This is a genomic window from Falsiruegeria mediterranea M17 (assembly GCF_900302455.1).
GTDB lineage: Bacteria > Pseudomonadota > Alphaproteobacteria > Rhodobacterales > Rhodobacteraceae > Falsiruegeria > Falsiruegeria mediterranea.
Window position 1 is genome coordinate 294,373 of sequence record NZ_ONZG01000005.1, and the last position, 24,242, is coordinate 318,614.

Genomic DNA, 24,242 nt, shown 5'->3' on the forward strand with positions numbered 1-24,242 from the left:
CCAGAACCCTTCCCACTCGAACTTCATTTCATGTCATCCGCTGCTTTGACTTCGGAAACACGTTCCAGAGCCGTGCCCATGTCCGCGCTGCTCATCAATTCGATCATTTGGTAATCATCCAACACCCCGTCTCCCAGACGCGTGAGATAGAACGCTTGGATAAAGGTGGGGTCATCGGGAAGGGATACCGTGATATAGTTCTTACCGTTCCCAAATCCCCAATAGTAGCTGAGAAGCTCACCGCCAAGCGCCTCGATGCCGCCCTTGACCGCAGCGGCACGGTCGCCCGGGTTTGCAATCTGTATTTCCCACGCCGCACTGTTTGGCGTGCCTATAAACAGAAAGGTGCGCATGTCCGGGACATCTTCCGCAGCAGCCATGGAACCGCAAAGCAACATTGGGAACAGAAGTTTATTCATGTGGTCACCTCATTGATTATTTGGGTTCATTCACCCCAGTTCGCTTTGTAAAGCCGCATCAGATTTGCCCCCATCACGCCACGAATGTCGCCCTCGCTCCAGCCGTGCTCTTCTTCTAGAGTCCGGGCCACGGCCCAAACATCCGCCGGGGGTGCCATATGTGTCGGCAGACCATAACCTTGCGCTGGTGGGTATTTTTCCGGGTTCCTGATGATCGGATCGAGCGCCACACCATAGTTCTCGACGTAATCCACCCCGAAGCATGTCGCCTGTTTTCCAACCATCTGGCCGATGAAGTCGATGTGCTTGGCAATGGATTTGGGCGTTGCAGACCCTTGAGGGTTCAAGAAGCCACCAAGAAAGTTCACGCAAATGACACCGCCTGTGGCCGCGACTGCGCGAATGGCTTCACTGGATACGTTGCGGTAATTGTCATAAAGCTCAGCTGAATTGCTGTGCGAGATCATCATGGGTTTGGTGGTGATTTCGGCAGCATCAATGCAGGTCTGCCAGGAAGAGTGCGAGCAGTCGACAATCATACCCACACGGTTCATTTCGGCGACAACCTTGTAGCCCAGTTCCGTCATACCGGGGTCGATGATCAGAGGATCATTGGCCACCATTCCAGCTGAATATGCTCCGGTTTGGTTGTAGCTGAAGTTCATCTGCCGGATGCCGAGGTCCCAGTACTTCTGAACATAGGCAAGATTTTCATCCAGCATATCCATGCTCTGGGAATTCATCATGATGGCAACTTTGCCAGCGTCCTTTGCCTCGTGCAGATGCTGGACCGTTGTCGCAAGCGTGAAGCGATCAGCGTTATCCTCTATCCATTTCTGCATTACGTCGATGCGTTCAAGAACGGCAAGAGCGCCTTCGGACCCGTTTGAGATCGTCGTGCTGAATGCCGCAAACCCGTATTCTTCGTAGTGTCCCGCAAGATTTTCCCAGTCTTTCAACAGGAAATTGATGCTTTCAAATCCAGGCGACCCAACCGCAAGCGCGTCGATCATGAACGCATCAGCATAACGTTCGCGATACGGCAGATCACCATCGCGCGCGTCGTCCCCGCGTGGGTCAGCCATTTCAACAAGTTTCTCGATACGGGCCGCAATTTCTTCATCGCTGGGGTTCTGAGCCAAGGCAGGGGTAGAGAATGCCGTCACTCCGGCCAGAAGGGCAATTAGGCGCGTTTTCATTTTTCAATCTCCAAGAAATTGATGTTGGGCAGAGGCCTATGCCCCTGCCCAATAGCGGTTTCAATCCAGCGTGTTTTTGTAGAATGTACCGTCTTTCATAATCACACGGATGGTGTCGAAACCTTCTTCTCGGGGTTCTGCGTCAAACCACTTTGACTGGGCGCCCAGGACAGATAGGTCTTCCAATGGGTTGCCGTCGACGATCAGGATATCGGCATAGGCTCCCGCTTTGATTACGCCCAGTTGTTCAGGATAAGGATTGCGCTGGCCGGTCAACTGGGCCAACTCGCCCGCCGTGGACGTGGCCGAGACCAGCATGGCATGATTGCCGAACCAGTCGGCAAACTGATACTTTTCAAAATCACGATGGGCACGGCCCTGATCGAGCGTTGAGAGCACTGTATCAACGTTGTGGACGACCTTGGGCTTGTACTTTTTGACCAGTTCGATGAGATCTTTGCTCTGGTCCTGCGCAATTGTCAGTTTGTCTCCTGCAGGAGTGCCCTATGCAAAGTTAGGGTGCTCGAACAGAATTGGCGAGAACCCGGCGGTGTTCAGCGACCAGAAGACTCCTTCGTCGGCCATGCGCTTTACTGTTTCTTCAGTAACCATCTGGCCGTGTTCGATGACCTTTACGCCTGCATCCAATGCCATTTGGACAGTCTCGTCCGTGTAGGCGTGTGTGAAGGCATAGGTATCTTAAAAGGCCGCGACCTCTACGGCCGCCCTAATTTCTTCCACGCCGTACCCTACAGACCAAAGCGGGTCCAATTCCGAAGAGACGCCACCGCCGACCGTGAGTTTGATCTGCGTCGCCCCATAGCTGAGGTTCCGGCGTGCGGCTGTCCTGATTTCGTCCACTCCATCTGCAACGACTGCAAGATTGAGTTGCTCCACCTGTGCGACCGGGCCGCCTTCAGCACGGGCACGGGGGCTGCGCCAGTCCGTGTGACCGGATTGTGGACCGATGCACGCACCACTCGGATAAATTCGCGGCCCGGCCAAGATTCCCTGATCGATAAGTTTCTTCATCTCGTCGCCTTGACCACAGGCATCCCGAACCGTCGTGTGCCAAGGTAGTGAGGCATCACCGTCTTGCGTTGTTTGCGAAAGCTGGTCTCGGGTTTTGGGCCAGCGTCGTCTCGGTTGCGCAGGGGCAAGACACACAAAACCGTGAAGACATGGATAGTATGGATCGTGACATCGCTGAAACGCTGGCGACGGCCGCGCTGATCTGGTGGTGGTCAGGTCCAGACCATCCAAGGATCAAACCAGATTGACGGCCATCTTGGCCGCTCATGGATGGCATGGTGCAGCGACGGGCTCGGGGCCTTGCAGCCCCTCGGGCTCAAAATACCAACGCATCAGTTCTATCATACTGGATTAAAGAGACTTTTCCCTCTCTGGATTTGTGAAGCAAGGCGACGACGAGCCAACCTGTTCTCTGCTCGGGTAGAGCAGAAAACCTTTCTGATCCCGCTCAGGTGAAGTCGATAGTGCGGATGCGTTTGTGCTTCTTCTGAAATGGTCGAAATTCCAAATCTCGGACAATCTACTTTTCAGAACCAAGAGTTTTTGGTGTGTTTCATTGGAGTTGAGCTCTGAAAATGCGCAAGTGTTTCAGTGATCTACTTTGTGACCGCCCCCGTAGTACTCCCATCGTTTGTCATGCCGACAGGCAAATCCAAGGGCCATGGCACCTAGGTTCCTGACGGCTGGGCTGAGCAAAACAGTACGGAGAGCACAAAGCTCGCGCACGGAAACCGGACGCTCTGGGACAGAGCATTTCTGCTGCGAGACAGCAAAGGGGAGAAAACATGGTTACCATCAAGGACGTCGCGATCGGAAGCGCCGATCTAAGTATCTTGGTAAACGTTCTGCAATTTCTGGACGACAACATAGAAAACTCGGCACTTGTCGACACAGTCGGCGATGCTGGCAACGATTTGACAGTTTTTGCGCCGACAAACGCTGCCTTTTCACAGTTGGCGACAGATCTTGGGTTTATGGGCGACCCGGATGACCAAGGGGCCGTCATTGGGTTTCTTGCGGGCAACGTGCCCGTCGAAACATTGAACGCAGTTGTTCTCTACCACGTCTCTGCTGGCGCCCAGTCGGCGATGGATATCGCCGCCAACGGGACAGTGACAACCCTTCAGGGAGGGACGATTTCCACCGGTTCCCTTCCGACATTGCAGGATGTGGAACCCGACCTTTTGGATCCAACTCTGATCAGCACGGACAACTTCGCAAGCAACGGCGTGGTGCACATCATTGATCGTGTTCTTTTGCCGGTCGATCTGCCTGGAAACGATGTACCCAGCATCACGGGAACCGTCGTTGCAGCCAGTGGTGCTGCCGGGTTTGATGACAACGGCGGGGATTTTGACCTGCTGCGCGAAGCTGTTACAGCAGCAAATCTTGCCGGAAGTCTTGATGCGCCCGGTGATTTCACCGTCTTTGCGCCGAATGATGCGGCCTTCGTTGGCCTGTCTCAGGCTCTGGGGTACGGCGGCGGCGACGAAGCTGGCGCCTTGACATATATTCTGGATAGCTTGCGTTTGCTCAGTGCCGGGGAAGATCCGATTGACCTGCTCAGCACGGTTTTGACGTACCACGTGGCCGGTGAAAGCCTGCAATCGAGTCAGGTGATCGCAGCCGGGCAAGTGACAACACTGCAAACCGGCACCCTGACAGTTGACGGAACCAGCCTGGTCGACGCAGATCCCGATATTCCCAACCCGAATTTAATTGCCTTGGATATTCAGGCGTCCAACGGAATCGTGCACGTGCTCGATGGCGTCCTGATCCCAGCGGATTTGTTGCAAAGCGACGGATCGAATGATGTCGATTTCATCATTGGCGATGACACGGATCAAGTCTTGGCAACTGGCGCCGACAACGACCTGATAGATGGTCGCGGTGGCCGAGACGAAATAGACGCTGGCGCAGGCAATGACATTGTTCTGGGCGGCGATGGAAACGACATCATCCGCGGCGGGACCGGCGACGACACGCTGAAAGGCGAAGGTGGCAACGATTGGTTCGTGTCGGTTGGCGGCAACAACATCATCGCTGGCGGAGACGGGTTCGACTTCATCACCTATGCAGATGTATCTGTCGGCGTTCAGGTGAATACAGCATCTGGGCAAGCCAACAATGGGAACGGTATTGACACGTTTAACGACGTGGAAGGCATCACAGGTTCATCGCAAGGTGATACATTCACGACTGGAGACGGAGCCAACTACATTCGTGGCTTGGGCGGCCGCGATGTCTTTGACTTCTCCGAGGGCGGTTCGCACGTCGCAGTCGGCGGGGCCGGTGCGGACCTGGTGACATATCTGAACGCAGATGAAGGTGTTGAGGCTTCTCTTCTGCGCGGTCGAGGGTATGAGGGTGATCGATATTCCAATGTCGAATACCTTCAGGGCTCGGATTTTGACGACCAACTTTCAGGTGACCGGCACAACAACTACCTTCTTGGCGAAAACGGCGATGATGTCTTGGTTGGCGCCGCAGGCAACGACCTGATCTCTGGCGGGCTTGGCACAGACACCGCGGTGTATTTCGGCAACCGAAGCGACTACAGCATAACCCTGACGGGCAACCAGGCACGGGTTGAGTTCATTGGCGCGACAGGCGGTGATGGAACTGACCTGTTGGTGAACGTGGAAGTCCTGTCGTTTGCAGACGGCGATTTCATCCTATAGCGACAACATCGGAGGGTGGTGCTTTGCTGCCCTCCGGCCTCTCTACACGCTGGCTAGTGGCATCAAATGCCAGAGCGGCAAGCAAAACCCGGCCGCAGAGAGGATCAGTTCGCTCGTCTCTGCACGCTAAAGGCGAATGGGAACGCTCGACCAACAAGCTGCGCAGACCCGCGAAGATCCCCCGCCCGTTGCTTGCCCACCTTCGACGCTGGAAGGCGCAGGGTTGCGTCTGGGCCGTCGAATATCAGGGCGCACGTGTTGGCGACATCAAGCGCGCCTTTGCCAAGGCAACAACAGATGCCAAGGTGCAACCTTGCACACCTCACACCCTGAAACACACGGCAATCACATGGGCCTTGCAAAACGGCGCGACGATCTGGGACGCCGCTGGATACTTCTCCACCAGCCCAGAAACGATTGCGAAGGTCTACGGCCACCACTCGCCAGACTTCCAAGAATCGGCTCTGAAAGCCGTTGAGCGCCGGTAACCCGCGCGCACTTCCCGAAACACCTTCTAAGACGTTGAAATTATTGGCGGTCCCAACAGGATTCGAACCTGTGACCTCTTGCTTCGGAGGCAAGCACTCTATCCAGCTGAGCTATGGGACCGCACCGTTTCTGTTACATGTAACAAAAACAACGTGGCATGGAAGCCAATTTTTTATTCAAGCACAGTAGCTTAGCATTTTAGATACGTGCCTTCGGAGGGCAACGCTCTATCCAGCTGAGCTACTGGACCGCATCTATTCTACACACTCAAGAGACACGCTTGCGTCTTTATCCTGTGCAATCAGCACCTTAACCTCTGGTCGCTCCGCCTTCGGAGGGCAGCGCTCTACCAGCTAAGCTACAAGTGCCTATGGATGGGCTATAAAAGATCACTTGCCCCTCTGCAATCGGAAAAGCCGAAATTTCTTCGGCTTCTCCAAGCACTCGCGGTTAGGCAAACAGCTCGTGTGCCAGTTCCAGCGCGTCGACCAGGGTGTCCACCTCGTCCGTCGTGTTGTAGAGGCCAAAGCTGGCGCGGCAGGTGGCTGTGACGCCCAAGTGGTCCATAAGTGGACCAGCACAATGGTGGCCTGCGCGCACGGCGACACCCTTTTTGTCCAGGATGGTCGAGATGTCGTGCGGGTGCCCTGCCCCGTCCAGCGTGAAGCTGAAGATCGCGGCCTTGTCGGGCGTGGTGCCCTGCACCTGCAGCCAATTGAGCCCTTGCAGCTTGGACATGGCATAGTCCCGCAGACCCGCCTCGTGGGCTGCGATGTTATCCATCCCCAGCTCCATCATGTACTCCAGCGCCACGCCCAGACCGATGGTTTGCACGATGCCGGGGGTTCCGGCCTCGAACTTCATTGGGGGATCGTTGTAGGTGACGGCCTCTTTCGACACTTCGCGGATCATGTCACCGCCGCCGATAAAGGGGCGCATTTCCGCCATGCGTTCGGCCTTGCAATAGATCGCGCCAGAGCCGGAGGGGCCATACAGCTTGTGGCCGGTGATGGCGTAGAAGTCACAGCCAAGGTCTTGCACGTCGACCGGCATGTGAACCGCGCCCTGGCTGCCGTCGACCAATACCGGAACACCCTTGGCATGTGCGCCTTGGGTAATTGCCTTGACGTCGACCATGGTGCCCAGAACGTTGGAACATTGAGTGACCGCAACCAGCTTGGTCTTGGGTCCGATGGCGTCGATCACCGCCTGCGGGTCAAGCGCACCAGTGCTGTCCACGTCGACCCATTTCAGCACCACCCCCTGGCGTTCGCGCAGGAAATGCCAAGGCACGATGTTGGCGTGGTGCTCCATCACGCTAAGAACGATCTCATCACCCGCCTTTAGACGCGGCATGGCCCAGCCATAGGCGACCATGTTGATGCCCTCGGTCGTGCCCGAATTCAGCACGATCTCATCCTCGGAGCCTGCATTCAGGAACTTGGCAATGATCCCGCGCACCGCCTCATATTTGTCGGTGGCCAGATTGGACAGGAAGTGCAGCCCGCGGTGAACGTTGGCGTATTCCATCGAATAGGCCTGCGTGATCGCATCGATCACCACCTGCGGTTTCTGAGCTGAAGCGCCGTTATCAAGATAGGTCAGCGGCTTGCCGTTCACCTCGCGCGAGAGGATCGGGAAATCGGCCCGGATTTTGTTGACGTCATACATGAGAAACGATCCCAGTTAGCCAGCCCCAAGAAGGGAGAGAAGAATGAAAAGCACCACCGCAATGGCAAAGACGGACCCGACCAATACGCCTGCGGCCTTCATCAGCGATCCCAAACGATGTGCCTGGTCGATGAAGTGCAAAAAGATGAAAAGACCGATCAGCGATGCCCCAAGCACCAATAGAAAGGATAGGATCGGGATGGTCAGCATCAATACAAGTGCGACCACTTGTACCGCGACGCGCAGAAATTGCATCCAGACCATCAAGATCATGACGTCGTCGAACGACCCCTGCCCGCCCAGCATGGAGCCGACGCGGTGAATCGAGATGATGGTGGCCAGAATGCCGCCGCCGACAAAGCCTGCGTAAACCATGGGTGACCGGATCAGCACCGGCATGCCTTCGGGGCCCGGCAGCATCATGTTGGACAGCGAAAACAGCAGCGTATTCAGAACGACGGCCAAGGCCAGTCCCAGCCACAGCACATCCCGCCGCAGGTTGTGCGCCAACAGGACCTGGGCCGCCTGAGCGGGATTGGTGACGGACATCACCGCCAGATCCTTGAGATTCAGAGCGTTCATTTGCCTGCCCTTTCCGCCTGAAACATCCCCGCGATCCAGAACCACGCAAAAACCGCAAACCACACAGCACCCACCAGTTGCAGCGATGGACCCGGACCAATGAACCCGGCCACCAGCCCATGCAACAGAACCAGCGGGCTGGACGCCAGCAGCGCCCAGAACAATGCCAGACGCGCTCCGTACCAATCACCCTTGCCGCCCACAACCTTGGCCACAACGTGCGACACCGCCGCGATGACATACATCAAAAGCGGCGCGATCAGGATCAGGGCCATCAGGCTGCCGGCCATCAGCTCGTTCAGATCGCGGCCCTCAAGGTGGGCCTCACGCGATAGGCGCGGCAGCTGCGCGATGAACAGCACCACGCAACTGGCCATGAGAATGGCCAGCGCGCGGTCTTCGCGCTGTCCCATGTCCAGCAGGCGCCGCACAACGCGCCCGGGGCCACGATACGTGGCCACGATGTCCGTCGTTACCGACATCAGCGGCGGCGCGACAGCCAGGATTCCAGACGGTTGACGATGTCCGCCGCCAGATCCTCGTCCTCGATCTCCTCGACCGCTTCGGCCAGAAACGCCAAGGTCAGCAGGTCGGTCGCGTCCGCCACAGGCAACCCGCGCGAGCGCAGATAGAACAGTGCAGTCTCGTCGATCGCGCCCGACGTCGAGCCGTGTGAACAGGCCACATCGTCGGCATAGATCTCAAGCTCAGGCTTGGCGAGGAACTGGCTGTCATCGTCCAGAAGCAGCGATTGGCTGATCTGGTAACCATCGGTCTTTTGCGCGCCTGCCTTGACCAGAATCTTACCCTGGAACACGCCGGTCGCACCGTTGCGCAGCACCTTTTTGAACACCTGACGGCTTTCACAGTTCACCGCGTCATGGGTGATGAACACTGTGTCGTCGTGATGGAAATCTCCATCACCCACACAGGCACCCGCCACATGCGCAACCGCATCATCGCCCAGGATCTCGATCACCTGTTCGTTCCGCGTAAGCACACCGTTTACTGTCAAGGTGAAGGACTTGTAGACCGATTCCTCGCCCAAACGGGTGAACATGTGGGTCACAGCACGACGCTCGTGATCGCGCCCTTGCGAGCGCACGTGATGCAGGATGCCGCCATCCGCTATGTCGATCTCCATGCATTTGTTGAAACGCGCAGCCGCCGGACCGTTTTCCAGAATCGTCGCCTCGGCCCCGCTTTCGACCCGCACGATGTGATGCAGGAACGCGTCCGACGCCTCATCCTTGTGTACGTAGATCAGGCTGATCGGTTTCGAGGGTTTGCCCGTCACGTGAATCGCGACGCCATCTGCGGCAAAGGCCGTGTTCAGAGCCGCCAGCGGCCGCGGCACAGGATTGTGGCCCCGTGTTTCCAGCACACCATACAGATCTTTGGCCCAGTGGATGTCCGTGCAACAGATGTCCTCGAGCCGTTCAATTTGCACCCCTTCGAGGGACAGATCGTCCGACGCGTCGGCGTCAAAGATACCGTCGACAAACACGATCTTGAGGCGATCGATCTGATCGAACATCAGTGGTTCGTCATTGTCGAACAGTGCCGCCTTTGGGGCGTCGGCCTGAACCAGCGTGTCGGGACGGGTGTATTTCCAATATTCGTCGCGGCGATCCGGCAGACCCATCTCGCGCACGCGGGCAACTGCCGCTTCGCGCGCGGGCTTGGTGCAGCCCGCCGTCGGCAGCTCCAGCGCGGCCAGGCGCGCCTCGGTTGCGGTTTGTTTAATCTCGGGCAAAGCCATTACTGCACCTCGGCCAGAATGTCGGCGTAACCGTTGTTTTCCACCTCGAGCGCCAGCTCGGGCCCACCGGTTTTCACGATGCGGCCGTCCGCCATGATGTGAACGACGTCGGGTTTGATGTGATCCAGCAGGCGCTGATAGTGGGTGATCACCAGGAACCCGCGACCCTCGTCACGCAGGGCGTTCACGCCTTCGGCGACCAGTTTCATCGCATCGACGTCCAGACCCGAGTCGGTCTCATCCAGGATGCACATCTTGGGCTCCAGCATCGCCATCTGCAGGATCTCGTTGCGCTTTTTCTCACCACCCGAGAAGCCCACGTTCACCGGACGCTTGAGCATGTCAGCGTTGATTTTCAGCGACTTGGCGCGCTCGCGTACAATTTTCAGGAAGTCGGCGGCGCTCAGCTCTTCTTCGCCGCGCGCCTTGCGCTGTGCGTTCACAGCCGTCCGCAGGAAGGTCATGTTGCCGACACCGGGGATTTCGACCGGGTATTGGAACGCCAGGAACAGGCCAGCTGCGGCGCGTTCTTCCGGCTCCAACTCCAGCAGGTCTTCGCCGTCGAGCGAGGCGGCGCCTTCGGTCACTTCGTAGCCGTCGCGGCCCGACAGAACATAGGACAACGTCGATTTGCCTGAGCCGTTGGGGCCCATGATCGCATGCACCTTGCCAGAGTCGACCTTCAGGTCGACGCCTTTCAAGATCTGCTTCTCTTCTTCTTCAAGTTTGACGTGCAGGTTTTTGATTTCGAGCATTTTTGCCTCGCTTTTCATCTCTGGCCCGCAGCGGATGCGCGGGAACTGTCAGGGGCGGCACGCAGATGTGCCGGAAAGGTTTCAATCAGATCGGCCCGGGCACGTGCGATGCCGTCGCCATAGGTCAGTTCGGTTCCATCTTTGAGTGTGGACAGAACGTCCAGGACCTCATGAGTTTCGATCGGTGAAATCAACGGGCGCCCAACGGACGCCGCGTAATCGTGGTACTTCAGATGTGACTGCTCACCGGGGCTGAGCCAGGTGCTCGGCACGCCGAACGCGTCCGCCACTATCAGGCCATGCAGGCTGCTGGCGATCACGTGGCGACTGGACGCAATCCGGCGGCACACGTCCAGCGCATCGCCGCGCGGATCCACCAGATCCAACACCGGTTCTCGCGCAGCAAGTGCGCGAAGCTCAGGATCATCCATGTGGCTATGATGCGGCACCAGCGCCACGCGATCTTGCATGGACGGCGCATCGTCAATCAAACCCGGGACCAGCAGCCCTGCGTCACCAAAGCGACGGGTTTTCACGCCCAACAAAGCCGCAGTCAAAGGGCCGCGAACCAAGGTCATATCAACGTTCGGCAAGAAATCCTTGGGCACCGGATGCAAAAGGCCCGTGCCCCAGATCACGGGTTTCTCGCGACCTGGTCTTGCCTCTGAAAAATTCCTGCGCACGACTTGCAACAAAGAGCCGATGGCGACCATTTCACAGTTTTTGGGTCCTGCATGGGCAACCGGACGGCCAGACACCAGCGCAACAATCAAGGCAGACAGAGCATCACCGAAATTTGGGACAGATTTCCACCAGTGTAGCTTGATTGGTTCCATATGAAGCGCAGCGCTCGTCACAACAATGCCCTTTCAACCCACGCATTCGACCAGGACAACAGACACCTTGGGCACAGCAGGGCCAAAGTGTTCACCGTGTGTCATGAGGTTCAAGCGGCTCTTCATATCAAGCTCCGGACTGGGTCTCGGCCGCGCCAACAAAATAATTCTTGTTCGAGCGATAGCGTTGCATCACGTCCAGCACCTGGTAGCCGACATCCTTGACCCAGGCAAAGAACGCGTCTTCGTTCTCATTGTCGACTTCGATCATCAATACCGGCTTGCTGCGCGCAACTGTCTTCTTCAAGCCATTGAGAACCTTGATCTCCATCCCTTCAACGTCGATCTTGATCAGGGCGGGGTCCACGTCGGCAAGAACATCGTCACCGACGATCACCTCAATGTCGCCTTCCCCGGCGATCATCCGCGCAGCGCCCAGGTTCTTCTCTTGCTTGCGCATGGCATAACCGCCCTCGGACGTGTCGGACAGACCGTATCCGATGTTGTCCAGATCAAAGAGCGGCCCCAGGCCGTTGAAGGCGACATTTGCCAGCAACAAGCGGTACGCCAACGGGTTTGGTTCGAACGGAATGACCTTGGCGGGCGACAGGAACAGCGACACGAACAGGCTGTGATTGCCGACATTCGCGCCAATATCCACAAAAATGCCGCCCTTGTTGGGAAAGATCGATCGGATCTTGTCCAGCTCTTCCTGTTCATAAAACGCACCAGTGCGGTGAGCACGCTGGATGGGATCACGCAACTTGTCAGTTGCGAACAGAACGTGTTTGCCTTCGATTTCGCACGGGATCGCGTCGGTGCTCCAATACACATACGGATCACCGTTCTTGATCGCCGCTTTGGCGGCCTCAAGTTCGAAATGGCGTTCACGTTTTTGGACCCGAACCGGCGGCTGTCCCGCGTCAGGTGTCATCCAACGGACCCTTCAAGCGAGATCGCCACCAACTGCTGGGCTTCCATGGCAAACTCCATCGGCAGCGCCTGAAGCACGTCCTTGCAGAAACCGTTTACCACCAGGGCGACTGCCTCTTCCTCGTCCATTCCACGCGAGCGGCAGTAGAACAGCTGATCATCGTCCACCTTGGATGTGGTCGCCTCATGCTCGACGCGGGCCGAGTTGTTCTTGACCTCGATGTACGGAACCGTGTGCGCCCCGCATTTATCACCGATCAGCAGCGAGTCACATTGGGTGTAATTGCGCCCGTTCTTGGCCTTGGGGTGCATGCTGACCAGACCGCGATAGGTGTTCTGCGCCTTGCCCGCACTGATGCCCTTGGACACGATGCGCGACTTGGTGTCTTTGCCCAGGTGGATCATCTTGGTGCCGGTATCGGCCTGTTGCATGTTGTTGGCGATGGCGATCGAATAGAACTCGCCCTGGCTTTCATTGCCACGCAGGATGCAGGACGGGTATTTCCAGGTCACGGCGGAACCAGTTTCCACCTGCGTCCACATCACCTTGGACCGGTCACCGCGGCAATCGGCGCGTTTGGTCACGAAGTTGTAGATGCCACCTTTGCCGTTCTCATCCCCGGGATACCAGTTCTGAACGGTCGAGTATTTCACCTCGGCGTCTTCTTCTATGATGATCTCAACCACAGCTGCGTGCAGCTGAGCGATGTCACGTGCCGGAGCAGTACAGCCTTCCAAGTAGCTGACATAGCTGCCTTTATCGGCGATGATCAAGGTACGCTCGAACTGACCGGTGTTTTCCGCATTGATACGGAAATAGGTGGACAGCTCCATCGGGCAACGCACACCCGGTGGAACGTAGACAAACGAACCGTCCGAGAAGACAGCCGAGTTCAGCGTGGCGTAAAAGTTGTCCGACACCGGAACAACCGAACCGAGGTATTTCTTCACAAGTTCGGGGTGTTCCTTGATCGCCTCAGAGATCGAGCAGAAGATGACACCTGCCTTTTTCAGCTCTTCCTGGAACGTTGTGCCGACCGAGACGGAGTCAAACACCGCATCAACTGCGACCTTACGGCCCTCGGCAGGCATGTTTTCTGCACCTTCGACACCGGCCAGAATCATCTGTTCTTTCAGCGGGATACCCAGCTTTTCGTAAGTGGCCAGCAGCTTGGGGTCGACCTCGTCCAGCGACTTGGGTTTGACCTCCATCGACTTGGGACGGGCATAATAATACTGGTCCTGGAAATCGATTTCCGGATAGTCGACCATGGCCCAGTCAGGCTCTTTCTTGGTCAGCCAGCGGTCATACGCCTCAAGCCGCCAATTGAGCATCCACTCGGGCTCTTCGTTTTTCTCCGAGATCAGACGGACGATGTCGGTGGTCAGCCCTTTGGGGGCATATTCCATCTCGATATCGGTTTCCCAACCGTATTTGTAAGCGCCGCCGACCTCGCGAACCGCATCCACGGTTTCCTGATCAACGCCTTCTTTAACCTGTGTCTGGTCCAATGCGGCCATGACAAACCCTCCGTCAGATCACGCAGCACGCGCGTGATGCTTTTTTTCCTTTTGCAGCCACGCATCCGCAAAGCGCAGCACATCTTCTTCACTCGTCTCGGGCCCCAGCGACACGCGGATCGCGCTGCTTGCCGTGGCCTCGTCATATCCCATCGCGGTCAGCACTGAGCTGGCCTTGACCTTGCCGCTTGAGCAGGCAGAGCCCGCGCTGATGGCAAATCCGGCCAGGTCCATCTGCATCACCTGGGTTTCGCCCTTCCAGCCGGGTGTGGCGAAACAAAGCGTATTAGGCAGACGTTTCTGTCCATACCCGACAAAAATAGTCTTGCTTGCACCAGCCTCAAGAGCCTTTTCTAGAATATTTCTAAGTTCCGCAACCCGTTCCCATACGCCATCCGCCAATTCCCGAGCAGCGGCTTGTGCCGCGGCGCCAAAACCGACCATTCCCAGCACATTCTCGGTGCCGGACCGGCGCCCCATCTCTTGGCCCCCGCCCTTGATCTGCGCCTGCAGGTCTGTGCCGCGCGGCATGACAACAGCACCGATTCCCTTAGGCCCACCCAGCTTGTGGGCCGAGATCATTGCCATCTGCACGCCCATCCAGTTGAAGGCGATCGGCAGCTTGCCAAAGGCCTGAGTCGCGTCCGTGACCGCAAGGCCCCGCGGCAACTCCTGCACAATGCCGGTTTCCGAATTGGCAAGTTGAAGGGTGGAAGATGCCGGATCTGCCACCGTTACCTGCCCTGCACTCGAAACAGGTAAATCCTCATAAATCCAAGCCCTTACCGCGTCATGTTCAAGTGATGAACCGTGCAATCCGCGTCCCGACAGTGTCAGCGCCGCGCCTTCGGTCGACCCAGAGGTGAACACGACGTCCGCCCCGTCCGCGCCAAAAGCCGTGGCCACTTGCGCCCGCGCCTTTTCCACCAACGCCTTGGCCGCGCGCCCCTCGGCATGGACAGACGACGGGTTCCCGCACACATCCATAGCAGCGATCATCGCCTCGCGCGCCTCAACCCGCAGCGGGGTTGTCGCGTTGTGATCCAGGTAAACACGCCTCATGGATACATCTTTTCTGACATGGTTAAGCCGCTAACCCTCATTCCGCGTCCACAACGGCAAAGAGGTTCGGAACGGCCGGGCACGGCGCAAGGTCATTCTTGATCACGTCCGACAACCGGGTTTGGTGCAAGAACACGTAGACATGTGCGCTCAACCCCTCCCACAGACGGTTAGTCAGTGATTGCGCGCGGCTACCCGACGAGCCACCCGAGGCACCTGCCCCCTTGTGCATGGCATCGACGGTTTCATCCACAGCGGCCAGAACTTCGACCACGCGAATCTCGGATGCAGCACGCGCAAGACGGTATCCACCACCCGGGCCACGCACCGATGTCACTAGCTCTGCCCGGCGCAGCTTGACGAACAACTGTTCAAGATAGGGCAACGAGATATCCTGACGCTCCGAAATCTCGCTCAATGTCACAAGCGTATCAGCGGGTTGCAGCGCGATGTCGGCCAGCGCCACCATCGCATAACGTCCCTTTGTCGATAGTTTCATCTCTTGCCTTCCAGCCCTGTGACATTTGAGCGCAATCATTGACCTTTTCACCATCAATGCGTATTCCGCAATGACGGTGTCACTTGACGTCGCGCCGTAGTTAGAACCGTTCTAAAGTGCCTTAGGGAATTCGTCAACATTCCGAAGCACACGAATAATAACAGACAGGATGAACGCACATATGCCCGAGGTGATTTTTCCCGGACCCGAAGGCCGCCTGGAAGGCCGCTACCACCCGCAAAAGGAAAAAGACGCACCGATCGCCATCGTGCTGCATCCGCACCCCCAGTTCGGTGGGACCATGAACAACAAGGTGGTCTATAATCTCCACTATGCGTTCTACAACATGGGATTCACCGTGTTGCGCTTTAACTTTCGCGGCGTGGGCCGCAGCCAGGGCGAATACGACCAGGGCGTGGGTGAGTTGAGCGATGCAGCATCGGCGCTGGATTATCTGCAGTCGATGAACAACAACTCCAAGCATTGCTGGGTTGCGGGTTTCTCGTTTGGTGCCTGGATTGGCATGCAGCTGTTGATGCGCCGCCCGGAAATCACCGGCTTCATCAGCGTGTCCCCGCCCGCCAACATGTACGACTTCTCGTTCCTGGCGCCTTGCCCCAGCTCGGGCCTGATCATCAACGGCTCAGCCGACCGAGTGGCCCCGCCCGCCGACACCGTGTCGCTGGTCAACAAGCTGCACGAGCAAAAGGGCATCACCATCACCCATGAAGAGGTCGAAGGCGCTGATCACTTCTTCCAGGATCCGCATATGGACACCTTGATGACGACGACCACCGACTATGTGAAACGTCGCCTGACCGAGAACACCCGCTGATGTCGAACACCATCGAAGACCTGGCCGCCAAACTGGCCGAGGATACGATGAAGGTCATGGACCAAACCGGCGAAGACCGCCTGTATGTCGAGGTCGGCAATGTGCTGGCCGCGGCATCGCAGTCTTTGGAAGAGGCCTATTTGACCGAGGTCCGCGTGCGTCTGGCCGAACGCGTGGCGCGCAGGTTCCTGATCAAGAAGGCGACTGAATTCAAGGCCGCCGCACAAGCAAAAACCGAGGCACAGAAATCCCAATGACCAACGCCCGTATCTCAGCCCAGATCGCCTTTTTGAAAGAGGCCGATCGGCTGAAGCAGGTGGATCGGTCGAATGTGCTGCTGGATCTGTCACGCCCGGAAAACTCGGCCGAGCACAGCTGGCATCTGGCGCTTTACGCGCTGATCTTTGCCCCGATGGCTGGTCGTGATGTGTCACTGGATCGCGTGATCCGGATGCTTCTGCTGCATGATCTGGTCGAAATTGATGTGGGCGATCACCCCATTCACGAAGCCGTTGATTGGGACGACGTGGCAAAACGTGAACAATTGGCCGCGCGCCGGATCTTTGGGCTGTTGCCGGATGATCAGGCCGCCGAGTACCTGGCACTCTGGACTGAGTTCGAGGCCGACGAGACACCGGACGCGCAATTCGCCAAGATGCTCGACCGGTCGCAGCCGTTGTTTCAGGTGCTTTATGCACCCGCACCTTTGCCGGACCACCTGCAAATTGTTCGCGACAACCTGGCCTCGGGTCGGGCCGCTTATCTGCAACAAGCCTGTCCTGAAATCTATTGGCATGCCAAGAACTTGCTGGGGAAAGCTGATGCCGCTGAAACAGGGCTTGTGCCGCAATGGCTGACCTTCCTGGCCGAAGCGGATCAACTCAAATCCATCTATCGGGCCTCGCGGTTGATCGATGATTCCCGCTTTGAAAACTCTGCTGAGCACTCGTGGCACATCATGCTCTATGCGATGGTGCTGGCGGATCAGGCCGGACAGGATGTGCAAATCGACCGCGTCCTGCGCATGCTGCTGATCCATGACATTGTCGAGATCGACGCAGGCGACGCGCCTATCCATGGTCAGGTCGATCACGCCGCCATGGCCGCCAAGGAAGAGGCCGCGGCCGAGCGACTGTTTGGACTGTTGCCTCAGAACCAGTACCAAGACCTGCATAGGCTGTGGCACGAGTTCGAGGGTGCTGAAACACCGGACGCGCAATTCGCCAAATCGGTCGACCGGGTACAAACCCCGATTGCCAATCTGGAAAACGGTGGTGGTAGCTGGGTGGAATACAATGTCACGTTGGAACAGATTGATCAGCGCGTGGGCGTGCCGGTCAAACGCGGTGCGCCGGACCTTTGGGCTTGGCTCCGCCCGCAGCTCTTGGCGCATTTCGACAAGTTGCAGACAGCCTGATCAGGGGAAGACCTCACCCGCTTTCCGGCACATCGGGGATCAGGGCTGGTGCGACGCTGGTTGCCTCAAGAAAGTAGCTGAACGGCGCGAGATGGGTCTTGCCCGTTCGTACTCGTAAAATGCCAGTCACCCAGACCGGATCAAGGTTTATGTCCAGACCGTCCGGGAATTCCACTGAAATGATCTGATCTGGCAATGGCGGCGGTGGGTGCCGACACGCCTGCGGCATTCGCGGGATCAAAAGGAACTCTTTGACGCCATTGAACTCCAATTCAAAGGGATGTGCGTACCCCGCAATGGTGATGGTCTTTCCGTCCAGCGAACTGTCACCCGACGTGCACTGGGCGATCCGTTTTGCAATCATTCTTGCCATCAGGGCTTGTCGGGCACAATCGGGATCAGCCAGATACTGTTCCAGAAAGGCCAGGCATTCGGCAGGCCTTTCTTTGCGCAAGTCTTTCCACGTCGATTGCAGTGGCTCAGCGTGCGGTGCGCCGTGCTGGGCAACCAGAACCAGCACGGCTGTCGATAACGCCTTAATTGTCGTTCTGACCATGGCTGACCGTCAGCGGGCTCTTGTAGTCTGGTTCAGTGATGCCCTTCTTGCGCATGGCAATACCGGTCAGGCATTCCCGAATGACACGGTTGGCGTTCAATGCCGAAACATAGGTCGGGTCCATCAATGGGGCCAGTTCCACCAACTCAAACCCGACCACATTGGATTCCGCGCACAGGCGGCGAATGATCGGAAACACCTCACGTGGCATCAGGCCACCGGGTTCCGGTGTGCCGGTGCCGGGCACAAAGGCCGGGTCCAGCGTGTCGATGTCGAATGAGATGTACATGTATTCCGGACCATCGTTGGCCTCGGCAATCACGATCTCCATCACATCATTCCAGCCGCGCTGTTCGATCTCGGCCATGGTGTGATAGCGGAACTCGTTCTCTCGCATCCATTCGAATGCCTTTTCGTCAGGGTAATAGCCGCGCAAGGCAACCTGGATAAAGTTCCTGCCTTCCACCAGGCCTTCTTCGATCAGGCGATAGACCGGCATCCCGTGATTTATCAGATGCCCCATCCCATATTTTCCCGCGTCATAGTGCGCGTCAAAATGCACGACCCCCACGTTGCCCTTGCCATAAACATCAGTCAGCGCGGCAACATCCGGGTACATCAGCGAATGATCCCCACCGATGATAAAGGGGATCACACGGCGACCGTCTTCATGCTGCACCTCGACCACCTGTCGGACAAACGAACGGACCGCATGGATCGTCCGTTCGGTGCTCATCATGTCGTTCGGGGCATTGCCGTAATCGACCACGACCATTTCCTGCAGCGGATCGACCATCACATGCATATGCGGCTGGCGTGCGCCGTATCCCAGATAGATCGACGAATTGCGCACCGCATTTGGCCCGCGCGACGCCCCACGCGCTCCGCCACCCATATCGGTAAAGGCCCCCATGATGGCTACATCGACGTTTCCGACAGCAAGGTCTTCGGGCGTGAATGCCAAAGGTTGATGCAGGAATGTCGGGAGTTGCATGTAGCCTTGACCAAAGAACCTGGCGGGATTGGTCAGGCCCGGCGTTCGCCCCTCTCGCTCCCCTTCAAAGCTGGGAAGCGGTGTCTGCCAGGCGTTGTACGATGGATCACCCGTATCGAGCGGGATCACTGGCTGTTCTCCCTCTCGTACAGGCGCCTGGGTGCCCTCGTATTCATGTCCAAAATACTGGGCGGCGCCTTGTGTCACCATCCCAAAAGAAAAAAGCACTGCGAGAATAGAACGTCTCAATTCGGTCTCCCCTCCGAAAGTGATCAACTATTCACAGTGTGCATAAAGCTCGCGATTTCTCAAAGAAAAACGGGGGCCAAAACGGTCCCCGCTTCCTACATTCGTTGACGTCTGCGTAGTGGATTAGCGCATGCAATGGACCAAGATCGGCCCTTGCCGGGTCTATACCGAAGCCGCGCTAACAACCCAGCCGACCGCAGCCAGCAGAGACGACGCAAGAATAATCTTCTTTGCAAATGGTGTCATAACGTGAACCTTTCAAAACAAACACATAACGATAACCAATATAGGCACCGCTCTTACCATTTCAAAGTCGGGTATCCCGGACCAAGGTCGCTATGATGTGTTGTGTGCTGAAATTGCACAAAATTCACGCGTTGCAAATCCAGTTGCTCAACAAATGGGATTCGTGATTAACACGCAATAAATCGGCCCCAGGGCCCGAGTTCTCTTCCCTATCCCTGCCCTCTTTGTGGATACCCCCATGCCCCAGGCCTATTTCTTTCTGCTGATCGCCGTCATTGCCGAAACCATCGGCACAACGGCCCTGCAAGCCAGCCAACAATTCACCCGGTTGTGGCCATCGGTGATCGTGGTGATTGGGTATGGTTTTGCGTTCTACTTCATGTCCATCACGCTGCGCCACATGCCGGTTGGCATTGTCTATGCAATGTGGTCGGGGCTGGGCATCGTGTTGATCGCGCTGATCGGCTACCTTGTCTTTGGCCAGCATCTGGATTGGCCCGCCGTTTTGGGCCTGGGTATGATCATTTCCGGCATCCTGATCATCCATCTGTTCTCGAATTCCGCCAGCCATTAAGGCTTGCGTCTTTTCGCTGGTATATTGCGCCGCAGCACTGTATGCGCGCGGCAACTCTCCGTTCAAAGGCTGACCTCTCATGGACATGCGTAACATCGCAATCATTGCTCACGTTGACCACGGCAAGACGACCCTGGTTGACGAGCTTCTCAAACAATCCGGCGCATTCCGGGAAAATCAGGCCGTGGCCGAGCGTGCCATGGACAGCAACGACCTGGAACGCGAGCGCGGCATCACCATCTTTGCCAAGCCCACGTCCGTCGAATGGAAAGGCACCCGGATCAACATCGTTGACACCCCCGGCCACGCCGATTTCGGCGGCGAGGTTGAGCGGATCCTGTCGATGGTGGACGGTGTTGTCCTGTTGGTGGATGCCGCCGAAGGCCCGATGCCGCAGACCAAATTTGTGACGTCCAAGGCGCTGGCCCTGGGCCTGCGCCCGATCGTGGTGCTGAACAAGGTCGACAAGCCGGATGCCGAGCCTGACCGCGCGCTGGACGAGTGTTTTGACCTCTTTGCGTCGCTCGACGCGGACGAGGATCAGCTGGATTTCCCGCATATGTACGCGAGCGGTAGAAACGGCTGGGCCGATGCCGAGCTGGATGGGCCTCGCAAGGATCTGCACGCGCTGTTCAACCTGATCGTGAACCACGTGCCAGAACCCAAGCAGATCAAGCGTCAGGACGAAGATTTCCGCATGCTGGCCACCACCCTGGGTTCCGACCCCTTTGTGGGCCGCATCCTGACGGGTCGCGTTGAATCCGGCACGCTCAAAGTTGGTGCAACCGTGCAGGCCCTGACCCGCATCGGCCAGAAGATCGAGCAGTTCCGCGTCACCAAGATCCAGGCGTTCCGCGGTCTAGCCCAGCAGGACATCGAAGAAGCACAGGCCGGCGACATCGTCTCCATCGCAGGCATGGCCAAAGCCACCGTGGCCGACACCATCTGCGCCCTGGCCGTGGACGAGCCTCTGGACGCACAGCCCATCGACCCGCCTACCATCACCGTAACCTTTGGCATCAATGACAGCCCGCTGGCAGGCCGTGACGGGAAAAAGGTGCAGTCGCGCGTGATCCGTGACCGCCTGATGAAAGAGGCAGAGTCCAACGTCGCCATCAAAATCGCCGACACCCCCGGCGGCGATGCGTTCGAGGTTTCGGGCCGCGGTGAACTGCAAATGGGCGTTCTGATCGAAAACATGCGCCGCGAAGGGTTCGAATTGTCGATCTCGCGTCCGCAGGTGATCATGCGCGAGGAAGAAGGCGTTCGCATGGAGCCGGTCGAAGAGGCCACCATCGACGTTGATGACGAATATTCCGGCGCAGTGATCGAAAAACTGACCGGTGCGCGCAAAGGTGAATTGGTCGAAATGCGTCCCGCAGGTGCTGGCAAGACCCGCATCATCGCACATGTCCCGTCGCGTGGTCTGATCGGCTATCACGGTGAATTTCTGACCGACACCCGCGGCACCGGCGTTCTGAACCGCGTCTTCCACGGCTGGACCGCCCACAAGGGTTCGATCCCGGGCCGCCGTGCTGGCGTGTTGATTTCGATGGAGAACGGCACATCGGTTGCCTTTGCGCTGTGGAACCTCGAAGAGCGTGGCAAGATGATGATCGGCGCTCAGGCGGATGTCTATACGGGCATGATCATCGGCGAGCACTCGCGCAACAACGATCTGGAAGTGAACCCGCTCAAGGGTAAGAAACTGACCAACGTGCGCGCCTCGGGCACTGATGATGCCGTTCGGTTGACCACGCCAATGACCTTGTCTCTGGAAGAGGCGATTGCCTACATCAACGACGACGAGCTGGTTGAGGTGACGCCAAACTCCGTGCGCCTGCGCAAACGCTACCTGGACCCTCACGAACGCAAACGGATGTCCAAAGTCAGCTAAGGCCCAGGCAAATCAATACAGAAAAAGGCGCCCCAATCGGGCGCCTTTTTTCTTTTCCGGAGAATCTCCGAAAATATTCATATCTTTCAGATCACTACCAGCATTCACCCAATCGACAAACCACATACGACTTTGGTTTATGCGCCCCGGAACCTGCCTTTTCTCCAATATCAGGGCGGGCTTTGATGCCTCTAGGTGAATTCATGCAGCCCAAGACGGGATGCAAAAGTTCAAACAGTACACGAGGTAAGATCATGAGTTCCCTGACATTCAGCCAACTGACCCTCTCGCTGGCTGCGGCCGCTCTGCTGGCCACATCATTGAGCAGCTTTGCATCCGAACCGCCCACGGTTGTCGATCCGACCACTGGCGAAACGGTTTCGATCACCGAGATCGACATCGCAAGCCTCAGTGAAGAGGATCGCCAGAACATCGGCGACCAGTTGGCCGATCAAGGCATTGCACCACGAGGCGGACGCGAGCGCGGAGAGGCTCCCAGTGTGGTTGATACAACCACAGGGGAAACGGTTTCGATCACCGACATCGACATATCCAGCCTGAGCGAAGAAGACCGTCAGAACATTGGGGATCAGTTGGCCGACCAAGGCATTGCGCCACGCGGTGGACGAGATCGCGGTGAAGCGGTCGGCGGTGGTGGTCGGGATGGCGGCTCACGTGGCGAAGGAGCCGAAGTCGCAGACGCAGGTGGTGAAGGTCGTGGCGGCGAAGGTCGAGGAGGCGAAGGTCGCGGCGGTGAAGGAGGTCCCGGTGGAGCGGGTGCAGGTGGTGACGGTGCACCGGGAGGTGACGAGTAAGCCCCGCTCTGTCTCGTGCGGCGCAGCGGATCACCTGCGCCGCACATCAATCACAGCTTGACGCAAAACACCCCCTTGGGCCGCGGATGATCCCCGGATTTTCAACGTGTTGCCCGCAATGAGGGATTTCCTGTCTTTTGCAAAGTGCTGTACGTTCGGCGGATGACAATAAAGGAACACATCCCGTGCCGCGCCTGACCTCGACCGCATTGTTGCTGCTGATGCTTGCGCATCAACCAGCGGCGGCCCAGACTGCAAGCCAGACACCTGATATCGCCCAACCTATGGTGTCGCGTCTGCAGACCGAAGGCTATGCCGTGACCGAGGTCAGCCGCACCTGGCTGGGCCGTATCCTGATCACCGCCACCACCGAAGGGCACCTTCGCGAGATTGTGCTCAATCGGACCACCGGAGAGATCCTGCGCGATCGTGTGTTCCCCCTGCGCAGCTCTGATGGTTCGACTGAGACACCGTCGTCGCCCTCTGTTGGCACAGATCCGCAGCCTGTCCACGGCACGGGCCCTGGCGATTCAGGTCGCACTGGTCCTGGCGGGAGGGGCGCTCCTGGCGGCTCAGGCGGTCCCGATGGTGCGGGCAGTCCGGGTGGCCAGGGTGGCCCCGGCGGATCTGACGGACAGGGAGGCGGCGGCGCGTCGCAGAATTGAGATGATCCTGTTCACAGAAAGCCCCGGACGAAGAACCGGCCGAAGAACCGGTAAGTGCCCGTGCTGAAACACCCTGCCCTCGTATGGATCCTGGTGACCGTTCAAACCCTGTGCGGCGCGTACTTTCTGTGGGAGATCCTGGCCTCGATCCTGGGCCTGCCGACCCTGCCCCTGCGTTGGCAGATGCGTGAGTTGGTAGAGATCGGCGCCAGCCTTGGTCTTATCCTGGGCGCTGTCCTGGGCATTCAATTGGCCCGCGTCGCCAGCCGTGAGATGAAGCGGGCCGAAAACGCGCGTCGCCTGACCTCGGGAGAGTTCACCTCGGCGGTGGATGAGTATTTCCAGACGCTCGATTTGACCGCTGCGGAAACCGAGGTGGCCTGGTTTCTGCTCAAGGGCCAGTCGATTGCCGAGATTGGCCAGCTCAGAAACACACGTGAGGGCACGGTCAAGGCGCAATGCACCGCCATTTACCGCAAGGCGGGCGTCAGCGGCAAATCACAGCTCTTTTCTCTGATTGTCGAGGATGTCTTGTTGTAATGCCCCTTTCCCG

The 24,242-nt window shown here is 57.7% G+C and carries 27 protein-coding genes and 1 tRNA gene; 10 read left to right on the forward strand and 18 right to left on the reverse strand.

The window, feature by feature from the left end:
* Positions 1 to 23: 23 nt before the first annotated feature.
* The 5 genes from TRM7615_RS12095 to TRM7615_RS12110 form a co-directional block, all read right to left on the reverse strand.
* Entirely contained in the window at positions 24 to 419 is a 396-nt protein-coding gene (locus tag TRM7615_RS12095) for a GYD domain-containing protein (RefSeq protein ID WP_108787799.1), read from the reverse strand.
* A gap of 26 nt (positions 420 to 445) precedes the next feature.
* On the reverse strand, positions 446 to 1,618 hold the full coding sequence (locus tag TRM7615_RS12100) for a dipeptidase (RefSeq protein ID WP_108787801.1): 1,173 nt from the start codon (positions 1,616 to 1,618) through the stop codon (positions 446 to 448).
* Between the two features lie 60 nt (positions 1,619 to 1,678).
* Positions 1,679 to 2,017, reverse strand: a complete 339-nt coding sequence (locus tag TRM7615_RS12105; RefSeq protein WP_108787803.1) for a hypothetical protein — start codon at positions 2,015 to 2,017, stop codon at positions 1,679 to 1,681.
* 105 nt (positions 2,018 to 2,122) lie between these two features.
* A complete protein-coding gene (locus TRM7615_RS25550; RefSeq protein WP_165821418.1) occupies positions 2,123 to 2,272 on the reverse strand; it encodes a hypothetical protein in 150 nt (49 codons plus the stop codon).
* Positions 2,273 to 2,317: 45 nt separating this feature from the next.
* Complete coding sequence (locus TRM7615_RS12110) at positions 2,318 to 2,650, reverse strand: amidohydrolase family protein (RefSeq protein ID WP_108787805.1); 333 nt, start codon at positions 2,648 to 2,650, stop codon at positions 2,318 to 2,320.
* 785 nt (positions 2,651 to 3,435) lie between these two features.
* On the opposite strand from TRM7615_RS12110, the gene TRM7615_RS12120 reads away from it, so the two are divergent.
* Positions 3,436 to 5,331: a fasciclin domain-containing protein gene (locus tag TRM7615_RS12120; RefSeq protein ID WP_108787809.1), complete on the forward strand. Its 1,896-nt coding sequence runs from the start codon at positions 3,436 to 3,438 to the stop codon at positions 5,329 to 5,331.
* 23 nt (positions 5,332 to 5,354) lie between these two features.
* Complete coding sequence (locus TRM7615_RS12125) at positions 5,355 to 5,819, forward strand: site-specific integrase (protein ID WP_165821419.1); 465 nt, start codon at positions 5,355 to 5,357, stop codon at positions 5,817 to 5,819.
* Between the two features lie 44 nt (positions 5,820 to 5,863).
* Here TRM7615_RS12125 and TRM7615_RS12130 read toward each other — a convergent pair.
* The 11 genes from TRM7615_RS12130 to iscR form a co-directional block, all read right to left on the reverse strand.
* Positions 5,864 to 5,940: transfer RNA gene (locus tag TRM7615_RS12130), tRNA-Arg, on the reverse strand.
* 330 nt (positions 5,941 to 6,270) lie between these two features.
* Complete coding sequence (locus TRM7615_RS12140) at positions 6,271 to 7,491, reverse strand: cysteine desulfurase (RefSeq protein ID WP_108787813.1); 1,221 nt, start codon at positions 7,489 to 7,491, stop codon at positions 6,271 to 6,273.
* Positions 7,492 to 7,506: 15 nt separating this feature from the next.
* The gene (locus TRM7615_RS12145) at positions 7,507 to 8,073 is read right to left on the reverse strand and encodes a YIP1 family protein (RefSeq protein WP_108787815.1); all 567 of its coding nucleotides are present in this window, start codon (positions 8,071 to 8,073) and stop codon (positions 7,507 to 7,509) included.
* Positions 8,070 to 8,555, reverse strand: a complete 486-nt coding sequence (locus TRM7615_RS12150; protein ID WP_108787817.1) for a YIP1 family protein — start codon at positions 8,553 to 8,555, stop codon at positions 8,070 to 8,072. Before TRM7615_RS12150 ends, TRM7615_RS12145 begins: the two co-directional genes overlap by 4 nt.
* Positions 8,555 to 9,835: a SufB/SufD family protein gene (locus TRM7615_RS12155; RefSeq protein WP_108787819.1), complete on the reverse strand. Its 1,281-nt coding sequence runs from the start codon at positions 9,833 to 9,835 to the stop codon at positions 8,555 to 8,557. Before TRM7615_RS12155 ends, TRM7615_RS12150 begins: the two co-directional genes overlap by 1 nt.
* Positions 9,835 to 10,590, reverse strand: a complete 756-nt coding sequence (gene sufC, locus TRM7615_RS12160; protein WP_108788012.1) for a Fe-S cluster assembly ATPase SufC — start codon at positions 10,588 to 10,590, stop codon at positions 9,835 to 9,837. Before sufC ends, TRM7615_RS12155 begins: the two co-directional genes overlap by 1 nt.
* A 14-nt stretch (positions 10,591 to 10,604) precedes the next feature.
* Positions 10,605 to 11,426: a polysaccharide pyruvyl transferase family protein gene (locus TRM7615_RS12165; RefSeq protein ID WP_108787821.1), complete on the reverse strand. Its 822-nt coding sequence runs from the start codon at positions 11,424 to 11,426 to the stop codon at positions 10,605 to 10,607.
* A 127-nt stretch (positions 11,427 to 11,553) separates the two neighbouring features.
* On the reverse strand, positions 11,554 to 12,360 hold the full coding sequence (locus tag TRM7615_RS12170; protein ID WP_108787823.1) for an FkbM family methyltransferase: 807 nt from the start codon (positions 12,358 to 12,360) through the stop codon (positions 11,554 to 11,556).
* On the reverse strand, positions 12,357 to 13,880 hold the full coding sequence (sufB, locus tag TRM7615_RS12175; protein WP_085795701.1) for a Fe-S cluster assembly protein SufB: 1,524 nt from the start codon (positions 13,878 to 13,880) through the stop codon (positions 12,357 to 12,359). Before sufB ends, TRM7615_RS12170 begins: the two co-directional genes overlap by 4 nt.
* 18 nt (positions 13,881 to 13,898) lie before the next feature.
* Positions 13,899 to 14,942: a cysteine desulfurase family protein gene (locus tag TRM7615_RS12180; RefSeq protein ID WP_108787825.1), complete on the reverse strand. Its 1,044-nt coding sequence runs from the start codon at positions 14,940 to 14,942 to the stop codon at positions 13,899 to 13,901.
* Between the two features lie 37 nt (positions 14,943 to 14,979).
* A complete protein-coding gene (gene iscR / locus TRM7615_RS12185) occupies positions 14,980 to 15,441 on the reverse strand; it encodes a Fe-S cluster assembly transcriptional regulator IscR (protein WP_108787827.1) in 462 nt (153 codons plus the stop codon).
* 181 nt (positions 15,442 to 15,622) lie between these two features.
* Here iscR and TRM7615_RS12190 point away from each other — a divergent pair, with 181 nt between their 5' ends.
* From TRM7615_RS12190 to TRM7615_RS12200, 3 genes are read left to right on the forward strand one after another with little or no spacing between them, the layout of a single operon-like run.
* The gene (locus tag TRM7615_RS12190) at positions 15,623 to 16,276 is read left to right on the forward strand and encodes an alpha/beta hydrolase (RefSeq protein ID WP_085795704.1); all 654 of its coding nucleotides are present in this window, start codon (positions 15,623 to 15,625) and stop codon (positions 16,274 to 16,276) included.
* Positions 16,276 to 16,533 (forward strand): hypothetical protein, encoded by a 258-nt coding sequence (locus tag TRM7615_RS12195; protein WP_108787829.1) that lies wholly within the window; start codon positions 16,276 to 16,278, stop codon positions 16,531 to 16,533. Before TRM7615_RS12190 ends, TRM7615_RS12195 begins: the two co-directional genes overlap by 1 nt.
* Positions 16,530 to 17,693, forward strand: a complete 1,164-nt coding sequence (locus TRM7615_RS12200) for an HD domain-containing protein (protein ID WP_181893257.1) — start codon at positions 16,530 to 16,532, stop codon at positions 17,691 to 17,693. Before TRM7615_RS12195 ends, TRM7615_RS12200 begins: the two co-directional genes overlap by 4 nt.
* Before the next feature lie 13 nt (positions 17,694 to 17,706).
* Here the strand turns inward: TRM7615_RS12200 and TRM7615_RS12205 are convergent, their stop codons facing one another.
* Positions 17,707 to 18,249 carry a DUF3299 domain-containing protein gene (locus TRM7615_RS12205; protein WP_108787833.1) on the reverse strand — a complete coding sequence of 181 codons (543 nt, stop codon included), beginning with the start codon at positions 18,247 to 18,249 and terminating at the stop codon, positions 17,707 to 17,709.
* Positions 18,230 to 19,492: an agmatinase family protein gene (locus tag TRM7615_RS12210; RefSeq protein ID WP_235824078.1), complete on the reverse strand. Its 1,263-nt coding sequence runs from the start codon at positions 19,490 to 19,492 to the stop codon at positions 18,230 to 18,232. The genes TRM7615_RS12205 and TRM7615_RS12210 overlap by 20 nt, the downstream gene beginning before the upstream one ends.
* Positions 19,493 to 19,976: 484 nt before the next feature.
* Here TRM7615_RS12210 and TRM7615_RS12215 point away from each other — a divergent pair, with 484 nt between their 5' ends.
* The 5 genes from TRM7615_RS12215 to TRM7615_RS12235 all read left to right on the forward strand — a co-directional run bounded on the left by TRM7615_RS12215 (position 19,977) and on the right by TRM7615_RS12235 (position 24,229).
* Positions 19,977 to 20,312 (forward strand): DMT family transporter, encoded by a 336-nt coding sequence (locus TRM7615_RS12215; protein WP_108787837.1) that lies wholly within the window; start codon positions 19,977 to 19,979, stop codon positions 20,310 to 20,312.
* Between the two features lie 79 nt (positions 20,313 to 20,391).
* Positions 20,392 to 22,209, forward strand: a complete 1,818-nt coding sequence (typA, locus tag TRM7615_RS12220) for a translational GTPase TypA (RefSeq protein WP_108787839.1) — start codon at positions 20,392 to 20,394, stop codon at positions 22,207 to 22,209.
* 254 nt (positions 22,210 to 22,463) lie between these two features.
* Positions 22,464 to 23,024: a hypothetical protein gene (locus TRM7615_RS12225; RefSeq protein WP_108787841.1), complete on the forward strand. Its 561-nt coding sequence runs from the start codon at positions 22,464 to 22,466 to the stop codon at positions 23,022 to 23,024.
* Positions 23,025 to 23,209: 185 nt separating this feature from the next.
* Positions 23,210 to 23,689 carry a hypothetical protein gene (locus TRM7615_RS12230; RefSeq protein ID WP_108787843.1) on the forward strand — a complete coding sequence of 160 codons (480 nt, stop codon included), beginning with the start codon at positions 23,210 to 23,212 and terminating at the stop codon, positions 23,687 to 23,689.
* Positions 23,690 to 23,743: 54 nt separating this feature from the next.
* On the forward strand, positions 23,744 to 24,229 hold the full coding sequence (locus tag TRM7615_RS12235; protein WP_165821420.1) for a helix-turn-helix transcriptional regulator: 486 nt from the start codon (positions 23,744 to 23,746) through the stop codon (positions 24,227 to 24,229).
* Positions 24,230 to 24,242: the final 13 nt, after the last annotated feature.